This window comes from Brenneria goodwinii (assembly GCF_002291445.1).
Classification (GTDB): domain Bacteria; phylum Pseudomonadota; class Gammaproteobacteria; order Enterobacterales; family Enterobacteriaceae; genus Brenneria; species Brenneria goodwinii.
Window position 1 is genome coordinate 2,605,074 of sequence record NZ_CP014137.1, and the last position, 14,733, is coordinate 2,619,806.

Consider the following 14,733-nt stretch of genomic DNA (forward strand, 5'->3'; position numbering starts at 1 on the left):
TTTATGATCCTCGTTGTGCCCGCCAGAGAGATAGACGCTGGGTAAATTCATCCAGCGAGGCGACCCGATCCGCCGGCGCCGCGTCCTCTGCCGGCGCGGGGCGACATATCACGATGCAGGGAATATTCAACGCCAGACAAGGAGCGACCTTTTGCTGATAGCCGCCTGGCGCGCCGGACTCTTTGGTGATCACCACGTCAGGCCGACAGTGCTCATACAGCGCCTGATTAAACGCGTCGCTAAACGGCCCGCACTGGGCGATAATCTGCTCCACGCCCAGCCCCAGCGCTTCGCACTGCGCCAGCACCGCCGCGGTCGGCAATACCCGGACCAGCAGATGTTTATCCGGCAGATTTTGCCGATACGCCGCCAGATCCTTACTGCCGGTGGTCAGCAGCACCCGTCGTCCCAGCGGGCGGGCGATGGCGCAGGCCGCCTCAAGGCTATCCGTTTTATGCAGCAGAGGATGAGCAATGGCGTCGATGTCGCTGGGGCGCTGATAGCGAGTCAGCGGCAGTTGCAACCGGCGACAGGCCGCCGCCACATTGCGATGCAGCACATCGGCATAGGGATGGGATGCGTCGACCACCCAGCGAACCTGCCGGCTGGCGAGAAAGTCCGCCATTTCGTCCTTATCCATGCGCCCGACCACCACCTCGCCGGCGATATTGCCCGCCAGCTGTTTTCCCGTGTCCGTGGCGACGGACAGGCGGTAAGATTCGCCCGCCGCATCCAGCGCCTGACAAATCAGCCGGGCATCGCTGGTGCCGCCGAAAACATGGATCGCCGGGCCGCTCACAGTTCATAACCTCTGGGGGTGATCATCAGCCCGTCGCGGCAATAGGTGGTTTTATTGCCGACAATCACCAGACTGGTCATATCCACCGGCGTGAAATCCATTTCCCCAAACGTGGTGATCCACTTTTCCTCTTTTTTACGTCCGGCGGCTTTGACCACGCCGACCGGCGTCTGCGGCGCGGTCCACGGACTCATCAGCTCGAACGCCCGCGCCAGATGGCCTTCACGGCCGCGGCTGCGCGGATTATAGAAACAGATCACAAAGTCGGCCTGCGCGGCGGCGGCAATGCGCTTTTCAATCACCGGCCACGGCGTCAGCAGATCGCTCAGGCTGATATGACAAAAATCGTGCATCAATGGCGCGCCCAGCAGCGACGCGGCGGCGATGCTGGCGGTGATGCCGGCCACCAGCCTGACCTCCAGATCCAGCTGTTGCTGGCCGACCAGTTCCAGCACCAGCCCGGCCATACCGTAAATGCCCGCGTCGCCGCTGCTGATCAGCGCCACGTTGTGACCGGCCAGCGCCAGGTCGATCGCCGTCTGGCAGCGTTCGATCTCCTTGCACATGCCGGTTTTGATCACCTGTTTGTCACCGGTTAATGGCTTCACCAAATGGGTATAGGTTTTGTAGCCCACTACGATGTCCGCCTCGCGGATGGCCGCAATGGCGTCCTGCGTCATCATGGATTCACTGCCCGGCCCAATGCCGATTACGGTTAACATCAATGCGATACTCCCAGGGTAATGGTGACGCCCTGCCGACGCAGGGTATTGCCAACCAGCTTGCCGTCGCTCATCAGCCAGGCGACCGGTTGTGAAACGCTGCCGACGCCGACCGTTCGGCGTACAAATTCAGAAGCGGGGAAACGTTGTTCATGCGGGCTGAGTTCATCAACGCTGAACAACTCGAAAGGAACCCGCCAGCACTGCGCCAGTTGGTGCAACGCGGGTTCATCCCGCTTGATGGCGACGCTGCCGATGGCGCGCAACGCCAGCGGATCAAAATGGTTTTCCGCCAACTGCTGCGACAGCAGCTCAACCAGCGTTTGCAACGAGGTCGCCCGGCGGCAGCCGATCCCCGCCACCACGCGACGCGGCACCAGTTTGAACATCGGCAGGGGAAACGCGGGCAAGGCGTCGCGCAGCGTAACGCACACCAGCGCATCCAGCTGCGGCAGCGTATCCAGACTCTCCACCGGAATAAAGCCGCGCACATCGCAACGCGCGCGCTCCGCATACAAGGATTCATCCCACCACAGGCCGACCTTGCGCTCGCTGACCAGCATGTGATTCACCACTTTCACCGCATGGCGAAAGTCCTGTATTTCCGCATCCAGCTGCACCGCCAGCGTATCCAGCGCCGCCATCTGATTGACATCCGTGGCGGTGGTGATCACCGGATCGGCGCCCAGCACCCCCGCCAGATAGCGGGTCAACGCGTTGGCGCCGCCGACATGACCGGAGAGCAGGCTGATAACATGTTGCCCCTGCTCGTCAATCACCACCACGGCCGGATCGGTCATCTTATCGCTGACCAGCGGCGCGATAACCCGCACCGTCAACCCGGTGGCGCCCACCACAATCAGCGCGGTATAGCTTTTGAACGCTTCGCGCAGCGTGTCGCCGAAGCTGCCGTTAAACGCCGTAAAACCGGGTTCCAGCAATTTTTCGCTGGTGAAACAGGTCAGGGGCAAATGCGTTTGCAAGCGCCGGGCCAGACGCACGCCGCCGGGCGTCAGGCAAAACACGGCGATCGATTCAGGCTTGACGATATTCATGGCTAAACCCCGCGTCATAGAGTTTGGAATAGTGGTATTCATCGCCCAGGAAGGCGCCGACCAGAATGAGCGCCGTTTTGCAAATCGCCGCCGCCCGCACCTGTTCGGCGATATCGGCCAGCGTGCCGCGTACCGTGCGGCTTTCCGGCCAGGTGGCTTTGTACACTACCGCCACCGGCGTGGTCGTCGGATAGCCGCCGGCCGTCAGCCGCTCCACCACTCCGTCAATATTCTGTACCGACAGGAAGATGGCCATCGACGTTTGATGGGCGGCAAAGGCTTCCAGTTGTTCCAGCGGCGGCATCGGCGTACGCCCCTCGATACGGGTGATCACCAGGCTTTGCGCCACTTCCGGCACGGTGTATTCCACGCCGAGCTGCGCCGCCGCGCCAAGAAAGGCGCTGACGCCGGGAACGGAGACGAAACCGATGTCGTGTTGCGCCAGCGCTTCGCTCTGCTCGCGAATCGATCCGTACAGCGAGAGATCGCCGGTTTGCAGTCTCACCACCAGCTTGCCCGCGCGCGAACGGGTCACCATCAGCGAAACGATCTGCTCAAGCGTCATCCCGGCGCTGTCGTAGCACGCCGCCTGCGGCCGGCAGTAGCCGAGTAACTCGGTATTAATCAACGACCCGGCGTAGATCACCACGTCGGCCTGCTGCAATAAGCGGTAGCCTTTAAGCGTAATCAGCTCGCGGTCGCCCGGCCCGGCGCCCACAAACCAGATTTTGCGGGGATCAAACGTGCGCGGTTGTTTAGCCTGTTGCTGTGTCTCGTCATGCTCAGACATGTGTTCCCTCCTTGCAGCAGGAAATAAGATAGGTGGGGTTGTTCGGTTTAAAGTAATGGCCGCTGCCGAGCGGCGTCAGGGATGAAACCTGTAGCTGCGTACACGCCAGCGACGCCACATTCAGCGACTGCAGATGCGTCAGCGCCGTATTGAGGTTATCCAGCAGAATAAAGGTCAGCGCCAGCCGTCCGCCGGGGTGCAGGTGAGCCAACGACCAGTCGATAAGTTCCGTCAGCTGTCCGCCGCTGCCGCCGATAAATACCGCATCCGCCATCAGCGCCAGCGGTAATGGCGCGGCGCCGGCGATAATCTCCACATTGCCGCAACCGAACCGCCGGCGATTCTCTTCAATTAGCGCCAGCGCCGCCGGATTGCGTTCAATGGCGGTGACCTGAAGAGCCGGAAAACGCAGCGCCGCCTCCAGCGATACGCTGCCGGTGCCGGCGCCGACGTCAATCAGGCGTTGCGCGCCCGCCAGTTCCAGCCGTTCCAGCGCCAACAGCCGCACCGCTTCTTTGGTCATCGGCACCCGCTGGCCGCGTAAAAATTCATCATCATTCATTGAGGATCACCACCACATTCATGTCATAGCGTTGCGCCACCTTCTCCGGTGGCAGGCGATGGATACGTTCATCCGGCAGCGACAGGTTTTCGCCGATAATCAACGTGCGCGTCAGTTTCCGTTGCAAAATGGCGTCGGCGATGGCCCGCGGCCCGATAATTTTGTCGGTCACCATCGCCACCTTGTCGTGTTGCAGGATCCAATCGAAATCCGGCGTACGTCCGTGGCTGCTGGTGAGATAAAGATCATTCATATCCAGCGCGACGCGGGCGCACAGATACTGCACGGCGCTGATGCCGGGCACGATCAGCAGTTCATCCGTAGCGAAATGGGCGGACAGACGCTTGCCGATGCCGTACAGCAAGGGATCGCCGGAGGCGAGCACCGCCACCTGACGGGATTTGTGCTCGTCAAGCCACGCCAGCAGCCCGTCGATATCGGCATCCAGTTTGCGGGTCCGGCCGTGAAAGTCAGGAAACAGCGCCAGATGACGCGCCCCGCCGACCAATATGTCGGCGGCGGCGATCGCCTGCCGCGCTTGCGGCGTCAGATGCGCCAGAGAACCGGGGCCAATGCCGACGACCACAATCATCGCAGCGCCTCCACGATATCAGCCAGCGGCCGGTTGGTTCCCAGCACCTGGTTATCAAAAGAGAACAGAATGGCGTCAACGCGCGGCGGATCGTTGGAGAAGCGCATCATCTCGTTTACCCGTTCGCAAATGCGCCGGGCGATCCGCTCATACACCGCCTGCAGGCCGTGCTGCGCAATCACTTCCATCGCCGCTTCGGTGGTATCGCACTGATTAACCGCCAGCAAAACATCCTGGGACGCGCCCATCAGCGCCAGATTGGCGATCAGGGTTTCCATGCGCCCGTCGGCGATATGGCTGTGGGTGTGGAAAATCCCCGCCGCCACCTTGACCAGCTTGCCGGGATGGCCAATCAGCGCCACATGGCGGAATTTAAGCCTTACGGTTTCCTGCAACATGTAGCCGACGAAGTTGCTCATGGTCACCACCCGTTGTCCATCCAACCCGAGCTGTTCGCGCACGAACCGTTCGCCGTGGTTGCCGGGCACCAAAATCACCCGATCTTCGCCGGCGGCGCGTTTCATTTCCAACTCCAGCGCCAGCGAGCGTTTCCAGCTCTCTTCCGACATCGGCGTCACAATGCCGGTGGTGCCGATGATCGAGATCCCGCCGAGGATCCCCAGGCGTCCGTTGTAGGTTTTCTTCGCCCGCGCTTCGCCTTCCGGGGCGAAAATTTCTATTTCCGCGCCGCGCGCCGGGCCGATTGCCTCACGCACCGCGGCTTCAATGGTTTGCAACGGCGTGCGGTTAATCGCCGAGCTGCCTACCGGCAGGCCGATGCCTTTGCGCGTGACGGTGCCGACGCCTTCCCCGCCGCGAATATGAATATCGCCGTGCTCGCACAGGGTGACGCGGGCGAAAATCAGCATGCCGTGCGTGGCGTCCACATCGTCCCCGCCGTCTTTGCGGATCGCCGCCGTCGCCTGCCGGCCTTCAATCAGCGGCTGTTCGACGTTGAGATACAGCGTCACGCCGGAGGGGGTGACGATAGACACCTGATCGATCACCTGCTGGCGCAGCACCATCAGCGCCGCCACCTTGGCCGCCGCCGTCGCGCATGAGCCGGTGGTGTAGCCTTTCCGGTACTGCTTACCGTTGTGCCAGACGCTGTCCAACTGCATTTCCGGCTTTTGGCGATCGGCGTTCACAGCGTCTCCCGTATGCGATACAGAATGGCATTGACGATGGCGGCCGCCACATTGCTGCCGCCCTTGCGGCCGCGCGCGGCAATGCACGGCAGCGCGCTATTTATCAGCGCCGCCTTCGATTCCGCCGCGCCGACAAACCCCACCGGCACGCCGATAACCGCCAGCGCCGAGGCCGGTTTTTCCGCGCAATGCTCCAACAGCCGGAACAGCGCGGTCGGCGCATTGCCGAACACAAACAGCTTGCTGCCCGGTTCTTCCAGCGCCACATCCACCGCCGCCATCGAGCGTGTCATATTCCCGGCCTTCGCCCGCTCGACCACGCGCGCATCGCTGATAAAGCAGCGGCACTCGCAGCCCAGTTTCGCCAGCAGCGTTTTATTGATGCCCGACAGCGCCATGGTGGTATCGGTGTACAGCGTGCAGCCGGCGCGCAGGCCGTCGGCGATCCGCGTCACCACATCCGGCGAGAAATACAGGGTGTCCAGCCAGTCGAAATCGGCCGTGGTGTGGATCACGCGCTTAACGATCGCTTCGCGATCCGCATCGGCGAAACGGTAATCGGGCCGCTCGCTGGCGATGATGTCGCCGATAATGACAAAACTTTGCCGTTCGATGTCCTGCGGCTGCTGAAGATAGTTCATATGTCCGTTCCTTATGCCGTCATGACCGACAGCAGAAAATATGCGGCGCTAAACAGCATTAAGGCCAGTAAAGAAGCCACTTTCATCAGATTGATGCTGCGCGGGATATCGCTCAGGGTAATTTCCCGGCGTTCATCGCCAATCCAGGGTTTTTCTACCCGCTCGCCAAAATAGTTGTTCGGCCCGCCAAGCCGCACCCCCAGCGCCCCCGCCACCGTGGCTTCCGACCAGGCGCAGTTGGGGCTGGCGTGCTGGTAACGATCGCGCCAGCCGATGCGCCACGCCTGCCGATAATCGTCCTTTAGCAGCCAGGCGGCGGCGCTCAGCAGCAACCATCCCAACCGGGCGGGGACATAGTTCGCCAGGTCGTCCATCCTTGCGGAAACATAGCCGATCGACCGGTATTTCGAATTTTTGTAACCCACCATCGAATCCAGGGTATTCACCGCTTTGTAGGCCATCGCCAACGGCGCGCCGCCGATCAGCAGGAAAAACAGCGGCGCAATCACCCCATCGATGCTGTTCTCCGCCACGGTTTCCACCACCGCCCGGGTGATTTGCGGTCTCTCAAGCTGCGAGGTATCGCGCCCGACGATCCATGAGAGCTGTCGACGGCTTTCCTCCAACGTGCTCTGCCGCAATGCCTGATGAACCGCCAGCGCCGCGTCGCTCAGGCAACGCCCCGCCAGACAGGTGTAGATCATCCACACTTCCGCCAGCCAGCCGAGCCACGGATGGATCGCCGTCAGCAGCGCCAAAACGCCCCAGTTGACTCCCCAGGTGATGCCCACCACGGCCAGCCACAGCAATCCGCCGCCCAGCTTAAGCGCTCGCTCGCTGCGGCAGCAGGCGCGAATGCCCCGTTGCAGCCAGGCGATCAGATTGCCGATCCAGCGTACCGGGTGCGGCCAGTGCGGAGGATCGCCCAGCCAATAATCAAGTAAAAAAGCGACGAGCCAGGCCGCCGGCGTCAAGGTCATAGCGGCCTCCTGGCGGCGGAAAGCCAGCGATCGAGCACGCCGGGACGCTGGGCGAAATGAATATGCAGATAGCCGGCATAGGTCTGATCGAGCTGATAGCCGCCCTGCCATTGTTGGATCACGGCGCCGTCGCGGGATTTGGCGCAGTCGAAGACGGGAGATAGCGACGTGGAAAAATCGGAGTAATGGAACTCGTGCCCGCGCAGGGTTTCACCCGCCGCCGCCAGCAGCGTGTCCTGCTTCGCCCGCGCCTGACAATAGCCAAAGCGGGTCAGCCGTTTTCCCATCCGGCTTTCGCCGGGCAGAATACCGGTCATGGTATGACGCTGTCCGTCGAGCGTGGTCAGCCCCGTTCCCAGATACATCAGGCCGCCGCATTCGGCATATAGCGGGATCCGGCGCTGGTGCGCCCGATGCAGGGCGCGGTGCATCGCGGTATTGGCCGCCAGCTGCGGCGCGTAGATTTCCGGATAGCCGCCGCCGATATAAATCATCTGACAGTCGGGAAGCTGCTGGTCGTAAAGCGGACTGAAACGCTGGATACGCACCCCGGCCTGCTCCAGCAGATCCAGATTATCCGGGTAGTAAAAATTGAAGGCTTCGTCATCGGCTAACGCCAGCGTCAGGCCGTCGGCCAGCTCAGGCGCGGGCAGCGCGGGCGCCTCGCCGGCGGGGAATACCGTGTTGCCGCATAGCGCCAGCAGACGGTCTACCTCAATGGTTTCTTCCACCTGCCGGGCCAGTTGCCGCCAGCGGAGATCGTCATTAGCCTGTTCCTGCGCCGGGATCAGACCGAGGTGACGGGAAGGCAAGGTCACCTCTTCCATGACCGGCAGCCGCCCCAGCACCGGAACGCCGCAATAGTGTTCAATGGCATGGCGAATAAGCGCGTAGTGCTGCGCCGAACTGACGCGATTAACAATCACGCCCGCGATGTTCACCGCCGGATCGAAACGGCAGAAGCCCATCACGGTGGCCGCCACCGACGTCGATACCGCTTTGCCGTCCACCAGCAAAATCACCGGGCACCCCAGCTGCTTCGCCATCGCCGCCGTGCTGCAATAGTCCGGATCGGTGCCGTAACCGTCGTACAGCCCCATCACCCCTTCGATCACCGCCACATCGGCATGGCGCATGTGCTGGCGATATAAACCGTTCAGCGTTGCCGGCGGCAGCATAAAGGCGTCCAGATTGCGGGAGGCCACGCCGCATACCGCGCTGTGCCAGCCGCTATCCAAATAATCCGGCCCGACCTTGAAGGGCTGGACGGCAAGCCCGCGCCGCATCAACGCCCGCAGGATCCCCAGCGTGACGGTGGTTTTGCCGCAGCCGCTGCCGGTACCGGCGATCACAAAGGCTTTTTTATCCGTCCCGCGCTTATGCGGTTTTTTTTCACTGCAGCCTGACATAAAAAATCCCGACGTTTCGGCCGGGATATGCAGTGTCAAAAGAGTACGCGCAGCCAGCATTGCTGACGCACGCATCGGATGACAACCCGCTTCCCACCGAAGGAGTTGAATATATACATACCCTAAATAATTCGAGTTGCAGGAAGGCGGCGACGCAGCGAATCCCCGGGAGCTTACACCAGTAAGTGACTGGGGTGAGCAAGGAAAGCCAACGCACCCGCAACTTGAAGTATGACGGGTATAGCTTGTCAGGTCGGTCTTCTGGCTTAGCGTCATCCTCCTCCGCGCCTTCCCAATCTTACGATCAGTGGCTCTCCCCTTCATTTTTGCAATCCATCGGGGATACGGATTTGTCGGCATCACAGCAGCGGGGGCTGCGGGGGATTCTCACCCCCTTCCCAGCAGAATCATTTGAAAAGATTCTTACCTGACAGCGATACAATGGTTATTTCATTTTTAACTTTTTATTTACACCGCATTAGCGTTTATATGCCTGCTATATCTTTTTAAATAAACTGTTCATCGTCATCTTCCCTAACCCCGTCATTGCCGCGTAGGCGGGAATCAGTCAATGACCGTCCACGGTTTCAACAGGCGATCCCCGCCTACTGACGCGTGGTGGTTGGCGCAGATGACAGTGGTGGCTGACGGTCGACGATGGTGGTGTGCACAAGGATGAAAACCGTAAGACCACGTTTATCGTCAAACTCAATATAGCCCTTTCATGCCAAAAAAAATGGTGAACTTTATCGTTTAGCGATGCTTATTTTCGCGCAGGAATAACAAATTATTGTTCTCTTCATCGCGAAAATCCGCACTATTCAGTGCCGGTATGATAAAAGTCAAATAGCAAAATTTTGTCATCATGCGTTATGCCGCCCCACCATGCCGATGAGACATATCACAAATTCATACCCACATTAGCCAAGATATGCATCATACTGAATCCAGGATTCAATCCCTTGATGTCGTGCAATAAATGGAGAGGAAAATAGAATGCAGAATATACGTGGTTTTGCTGCGCTTGATGCCGCCAGCCCGTTAGTCCCACATCAGTTTGTCCGCAGAGATCCGCGAGAAGATGATGTGGTCATCGATATTGTTTATTGCGGCGTGTGCCATTCCGACATCCATATGGCGCGCAACGAATGGAAAAACAGCCATTACCCCATCGTCCCCGGACATGAAATCATCGGCAAGGTCGTTGGCGTGGGTAAATCAGTCACGCGATTTAAAGAAGGCGACTGGGCCGGCGTCGGCTGCATGGTGGATTCCTGTCAGCAGTGTGACGCCTGTGAAGACGGCCTGGAACAGTATTGTGAAGAAGGTATGACTCTGACCTACGGCGCGGTCGACCGTCACGATGGCCTGCCGACCTTCGGCGGTTATTCCGAGCGGATCGTCGTTTCCGATAAATTCGTGCTTCGCCTATCCGATAAGCTGGATATGAAATCCGCCGCGCCGTTGCTGTGCGCCGGGATCACCACCTACTCGCCGCTGCGCCACTGGAATGTCGGACCGAGCGATAAAGTCGCCGTTGTCGGTCTGGGTGGACTGGGCCACATGGGGCTGAAGTTTGCCAAAGCCATGGGGGCTGAAGTCACGCTATTCACCCGTTCGCCAGGCAAAGAGCAGGAAGCGCGCCGCCTGGGCGCGGATCGCGTGATCATCTCTTCCGATGACGAGCAAATGAAAATCGCCGCCAACACTTTCGATATCATTCTTGATACGGTGCCGATGCAGCACGATCTCAATCCCTATCTGGCCACGCTGGCGCGTGACGGCACGCTGATCCTGGTCGGGCTGATTGAGCCGATTGAACCGACGGTGCACAGCGCGCCGCTGGTCATGGGCCGTAAAGCCATTGCCGGATCCCTGATTGGCGGTATTCAAGAAACCCAGGAGATGCTGGATTTCTGCGCCGAACACGGCATTAGCTGTGACGTTGAGATGATCAACATGCAGGATATCAACACCGCCTACGAGCGTATGCTGAAAAGCGACGTGCATTACCGCTTTGTGATTGAAATGGCTTCTCTGAAAGAGAGCTTCTAACGTTGTAACGGCATCAGAGTGCCATCCCCTCGCTTATGGTACTCTGATGCCGGTAATAGGTAGCAAAAACAGACGAGATAGTAATGAGCGAACACGGCGGCAATATACTGGAAATGGCATTAAAAATCGGCGTGGATGCCACCGACATTATCGATTTCAGCGCCAATATCAATCCGCTGGGCATGCCGGACTCGCTGAAAGCGGCGATAGTCAGCCAGCTTGAATGCGCCGAGCGTTATCCCGATGTGGAATACCGCGAGCTGCACGCTGCGCTTGCCCGCGTTCACGGCTGTGAAGCCGGCAATATTATCGCCGGTAACGGCGCTACCGAATTAATCTATGCCGCGGCGCAGTATCTTCAACCACGCCGGGCGCTGCTGCTGACGCCGGGATTTACCGAGTACCGCCGCGCATTACAGCGGGCCGGCTGTGTGATTGATGATTACGCCATGACGGAAGCGGACGGCTTTCAGCCCGATGAGCGGCTGCTGGCGGCGCTGGACGATACGCACTATGACTGTCTGTTTATCGCCACCCCCAATAACCCGACCGGCCTGATGCCCGATCCCCAGTTGCTACTGGCCATCGCCGAGCGTTGCCAGCAGCGGCGAACCGCGCTGATCGTCGATGAAGCCTTTATCGACTTCCTGTCCGACGCGCCGGGACTGATCCCGTACCTATCCGCATTCCCTCAGCTTTATATTCTGCGCTCGCTGACCAAATTTTTCGCCATTCCCGGCCTGCGTCTCGGTTATCTGGTCAGCGGCGATCGGAACGCCATCAGCGCGATGAAACGCGCGCGCGAGCCGTGGACCATCAATGTGTTCGCCGCGCTGGCCGGTGAAATTATTCTGGACGACCACGCCTATATCGCGGCGACGCACCGCTGGCTGGCCGAGGCGCAGCGCTGTCTCTATCAGGAACTGTGCGCCATGCCCGAGCTTCGCGTCTGGCAGCCGGCGGCCAACTATATTTTTCTCCATTGTCTGCGACCGGAAATCGACCTTCAGCAAGCGTTGCTGACCCACCATATTCTGATCCGCTCGTGCGCCAACTATCCTGGTCTGACCGCCAGCCATTATCGGGTCGCTATCAAAAGCGACGCCGACAACAGACGGCTGATTACGGCGCTGCATCAGGTTTTCGGCCATGGCTGAGGCGCGGTGCCCGGCCTCCTGCGGCGAGCTGATTCAGGGCTGGATCCTCGGCGGTGAGAAGCTGATCTCCTGCCCGGTAGACTGGTTCAGCACCGTGTCGGTCACGGATGGCAAGCCGGGATTGCATGAGCGCCCGCGGATGCGGCGCATGCTGGAAACGGTAGTCGCGCATTTCGGTCACCCGGCGGATACCACGCGCGGATTGCACATCGATTTTACGTCTACCATTCCGGTAGCCAAAGGAATGGCCAGCAGTACCGCCGATATCGCCGCTACCGCGCTGGCTGCCGCCCGCCATCTGGGGGAAACGCTGGATGAAGCGACCCTCGCCGCGCTGTGCGTCCGGCTGGAGCCGACCGACAGCACGCTGTTTCGCCAGCTTACGCTGTTTGATCATCAAACCGCTGAAACCGCCATTTCCTGCGACTGGCTGCCGGCCATCGATATCTTGCTGCTGGAAAGTCCGCAAACGCTGGACACCGCCGACTACCACCGCCGCGATCGGCGGCAGGCGCTATTGCATCACGCCGGAGAGCTGGAGCGCGCCTGGCAGTTGTTCCGCTCGGCGGTTGCCACACAAAATCGCCACCGGCTGGGGGAAGCCTGCACTCTCAGCGCCATTGCCAGCCAACAGACGCTCAGCAAACCGGCCTTTAACACGTTGCTGGATGTGGTCGAAGCCAACGGCCTTTACGGCTTGAATGTGGCGCACAGCGGCAGCGTAGTCGGACTGTTGCTCGATCGCCGCCGTCACGATGTGGAGAAAATAAACCGGCAGTTACATCAGCGCGCAATTACGCGGCATTACCCTATTCAATATCTGTTGCCGATGATCGCCGGCGGCGTGCGGTGATGGGGATATCCATAGAACGGCGAGGAGTGACAGCGGGACAACATCCGCGGCAGAACGCCCCGGATGCCGTGAGAACGTTAGTTATTTCCAGCGGACTGCTGTAAATAGTCAGTCAGAAACGCTTGCGCATTCCCCTGATCGGACAGGTCTTTGCTGTAGCCGATATGAACGGGTTGCGCTTCACCCGGCAGGTAAAGTTCACCGTAACCCTGATTCAAAATCAGTACGACAAACTTGTTGTTATTCACGTTCAGCCAGTAACGGGTACTATTGGACAGCTTTTCAACGTTCATCTTCTGGATTTTACCGTTCCAGTCATGATCGATGCCGGTAATCTGCACTAACGCCTGTGACTCCGCTGGCTCGCCAATACGTAACGTCCATACCTGCGCCCCTTCCGTTCCCTGATATGCCTTCACAATATTGGCAATCGGCGGTCGCGGCGTTTCTGCGTAAGCGCCGCTGATACCTGCCATCTGCGCCAATGAGAGCATCGCCACCAGGCCGAGTATATAACGTAATTTTTGCATCATTCCATTCCTGTATTCGGACAACCGTTGTCTTACACAATATAAAACCGCAGCGAATAATAACATCAACATCATTACGTTAGCATCGTTAATGGCGTCGACATAAAAAAGGAAAACGCGGGAAAGGGATAGTAAAAAAACAGGCAGGAGAAACCTGCCTGTGAATGGTATTTATTCCTGGTATGGCGGGCAAAAACTTAACGTGGCCCCATCTGACTGTCATGCGTATCCTGGAAGCCGTGACCACCACCGTGACCACCACCGCCATGGCCGCCGCCGCCCGGAGGCGGGAACAGGCAACCACTTAACGCCGTGATTAATGTAATCACCCCAATGATTTTAAATATACGACTCATGTTTACCTCAGTATTGATGGGATATCACGAGAGAATAATAAAAGTACAACAATCAGCAAACAATGCGGAATCATCCTGAAAATATCCTTATAAACATCTAGTTACATCAGCCTACTTATTCTTGATTCAATCAAAACAACTTCCTGATTCCAGGATATTTATTGGTCGGCAACGCGGTGCCGACCGGCTCGCGTATAAACAGGCTGTTCAGATCGGCTACGTTCGATAGAGGTTTAGACGCTTCACGCGGCTTTCAAAACGTTCCAGACGCTGTTTCAGCTTATCGCGGTTGCGGCCCGCCACGCAGTGCAGCAGAACGTTGAGCGCATTGACCAATCCGGCGGTGGATTCCAGTATCAGCCCGGTTTTGGTGGTGATCGTGACAATATGCGGGGTATTCATGTATTTGGCGATGCCGTACTCATCGGTGAAAACCACCAGATCGGCTTTTTCCCTAATACATTCATTGGCAAAGGCGATGCCTGCATCCGCATAGGGAGCGATATCGATGAGCAGGACACAGCACTGTTTGTCGTAACTATCAATCCACCCGCCCAATACGCCGCCATAAAGATCAAGGAACTCGACATTGGCTCTCACCAGCGACAGTCGGTTGGCGAAATCCTCCGTCAGGCCGCGGATCGTCTGAAAACCACAGACAAAAACATGCTCGGCCTGACTGACGCACTGGACAATATCCTGCCAGTGCTGGCTGCCGATTTGCTCCCAGAATTTAACCAGCGCCTCTATCTCATTATTGAGATGCACGGTTAAATCGTCGTTTTGCTGCTCGACACGCGCCAGCAAGGTGGTATTGAGCAATGACTTTACTCTTACCTCATCGCGCAGATCTTCCTTCAGTCCCTTTAATCCTTTGTAGCCCAAGCGGCGGCAGAAACGGCTAACGGTATTAGGACTAACGCCACTTTTTTGAGCAAGTGTTGCACCATTTTCGAACGCGATATTCTCAAGATTTGCGTTGATATAGGCCCAAAGCGTCCTTTCCGCTGGCGTCAAATTGCCTTCCAGCTTTTCCACCCTGGCGTCAAGCATAGTGTTACCTCATTGATAGAAAAAGGTATAT

16 protein-coding genes and 1 riboswitch are annotated in these 14,733 nt (G+C 58.6%); of the genes, 4 read left to right on the forward strand and 12 right to left on the reverse strand.

The genetic code is table 11. The features are described from left to right. Position 1: 1 nt before the first annotated feature. Genes ACN28R_RS11625 through ACN28R_RS11670 form a run of 10 tightly spaced genes read right to left on the reverse strand, consistent with a single transcriptional unit; the run spans position 2 to position 8,698 of the window. Positions 2–799 carry a cobalt-precorrin-6A reductase gene (locus ACN28R_RS11625; RefSeq protein ID WP_095834498.1) on the reverse strand — a complete coding sequence of 266 codons (798 nt, stop codon included), beginning with the start codon at positions 797–799 and terminating at the stop codon, positions 2–4. Then, positions 796–1,521, reverse strand: a complete 726-nt coding sequence (locus ACN28R_RS11630) for a precorrin-3B C(17)-methyltransferase (RefSeq protein WP_048639588.1) — start codon at positions 1,519–1,521, stop codon at positions 796–798. Before ACN28R_RS11630 ends, ACN28R_RS11625 begins: the two co-directional genes overlap by 4 nt. Beyond that, complete coding sequence (gene cbiG, locus ACN28R_RS11635) at positions 1,521–2,576, reverse strand: cobalt-precorrin 5A hydrolase (RefSeq protein ID WP_048639589.1); 1,056 nt, start codon at positions 2,574–2,576, stop codon at positions 1,521–1,523. Before cbiG ends, ACN28R_RS11630 begins: the two co-directional genes overlap by 1 nt. Further along, the gene (locus ACN28R_RS11640; protein ID WP_048639590.1) at positions 2,557–3,366 is read right to left on the reverse strand and encodes a cobalt-precorrin-4 methyltransferase; all 810 of its coding nucleotides are present in this window, start codon (positions 3,364–3,366) and stop codon (positions 2,557–2,559) included. The genes cbiG and ACN28R_RS11640 overlap by 20 nt, the downstream gene beginning before the upstream one ends. Beyond that, positions 3,359–3,928 carry a decarboxylating cobalt-precorrin-6B (C(15))-methyltransferase gene (locus ACN28R_RS11645; RefSeq protein WP_048639591.1) on the reverse strand — a complete coding sequence of 190 codons (570 nt, stop codon included), beginning with the start codon at positions 3,926–3,928 and terminating at the stop codon, positions 3,359–3,361. The genes ACN28R_RS11640 and ACN28R_RS11645 overlap by 8 nt, the downstream gene beginning before the upstream one ends. After that, positions 3,921–4,520, reverse strand: coding sequence for a cobalt-precorrin-7 (C(5))-methyltransferase (locus ACN28R_RS11650; protein ID WP_048639592.1), 600 nt, complete (start codon positions 4,518–4,520; stop codon positions 3,921–3,923). Before ACN28R_RS11650 ends, ACN28R_RS11645 begins: the two co-directional genes overlap by 8 nt. After that, a complete protein-coding gene (cbiD, locus tag ACN28R_RS11655; RefSeq protein ID WP_095835793.1) occupies positions 4,517–5,641 on the reverse strand; it encodes a cobalt-precorrin-5B (C(1))-methyltransferase CbiD in 1,125 nt (374 codons plus the stop codon). The genes ACN28R_RS11650 and cbiD overlap by 4 nt, the downstream gene beginning before the upstream one ends. 23 nt (positions 5,642–5,664) lie before the next feature. After that, on the reverse strand, positions 5,665–6,309 hold the full coding sequence (locus tag ACN28R_RS11660) for a cobalt-precorrin-8 methylmutase (RefSeq protein ID WP_048639593.1): 645 nt from the start codon (positions 6,307–6,309) through the stop codon (positions 5,665–5,667). A gap of 11 nt (positions 6,310–6,320) precedes the next feature. Beyond that, complete coding sequence (gene cbiB, locus ACN28R_RS11665) at positions 6,321–7,283, reverse strand: adenosylcobinamide-phosphate synthase CbiB (protein WP_095835794.1); 963 nt, start codon at positions 7,281–7,283, stop codon at positions 6,321–6,323. A gap of 2 nt (positions 7,284–7,285) precedes the next feature. After that, positions 7,286–8,698, reverse strand: a complete 1,413-nt coding sequence (locus ACN28R_RS11670) for a cobyrinate a,c-diamide synthase (protein ID WP_095834499.1) — start codon at positions 8,696–8,698, stop codon at positions 7,286–7,288. A gap of 234 nt (positions 8,699–8,932) precedes the next feature. Beyond that, a riboswitch (cobalamin riboswitch) is annotated at positions 8,933–9,143 on the reverse strand. A gap of 551 nt (positions 9,144–9,694) precedes the next feature. Between ACN28R_RS11670 and ACN28R_RS11675 the strand changes: the two genes are divergently transcribed. The 3 genes from ACN28R_RS11675 to ACN28R_RS11685 all read left to right on the forward strand — a co-directional run bounded on the left by ACN28R_RS11675 (position 9,695) and on the right by ACN28R_RS11685 (position 12,763). Then, a complete protein-coding gene (locus ACN28R_RS11675; protein WP_048639594.1) occupies positions 9,695–10,753 on the forward strand; it encodes an NAD(P)-dependent alcohol dehydrogenase in 1,059 nt (352 codons plus the stop codon). A gap of 83 nt (positions 10,754–10,836) precedes the next feature. After that, on the forward strand, positions 10,837–11,910 hold the full coding sequence (gene cobD / locus ACN28R_RS11680) for a threonine-phosphate decarboxylase CobD (RefSeq protein ID WP_095834500.1): 1,074 nt from the start codon (positions 10,837–10,839) through the stop codon (positions 11,908–11,910). Further along, on the forward strand, positions 11,903–12,763 hold the full coding sequence (locus ACN28R_RS11685; RefSeq protein WP_095834501.1) for a GHMP family kinase ATP-binding protein: 861 nt from the start codon (positions 11,903–11,905) through the stop codon (positions 12,761–12,763). The genes cobD and ACN28R_RS11685 overlap by 8 nt, the downstream gene beginning before the upstream one ends. Positions 12,764–12,840: 77 nt before the next feature. Here ACN28R_RS11685 and ACN28R_RS11690 read toward each other — a convergent pair whose 3' ends face one another. Then, the gene (locus ACN28R_RS11690) at positions 12,841–13,293 is read right to left on the reverse strand and encodes a hypothetical protein (protein ID WP_236840221.1); all 453 of its coding nucleotides are present in this window, start codon (positions 13,291–13,293) and stop codon (positions 12,841–12,843) included. Positions 13,294–13,457: 164 nt separating this feature from the next. Here ACN28R_RS11690 and ACN28R_RS11695 point away from each other — a divergent pair, with 164 nt between their 5' ends. Next, complete coding sequence (locus tag ACN28R_RS11695) at positions 13,458–13,601, forward strand: hypothetical protein (RefSeq protein WP_183096770.1); 144 nt, start codon at positions 13,458–13,460, stop codon at positions 13,599–13,601. A gap of 264 nt (positions 13,602–13,865) precedes the next feature. On the opposite strand, the gene ACN28R_RS11700 is transcribed toward ACN28R_RS11695, so the two are convergent. Next, positions 13,866–14,702: a MurR/RpiR family transcriptional regulator gene (locus tag ACN28R_RS11700; protein WP_048639598.1), complete on the reverse strand. Its 837-nt coding sequence runs from the start codon at positions 14,700–14,702 to the stop codon at positions 13,866–13,868. Positions 14,703–14,733 lie beyond the last annotated feature (31 nt).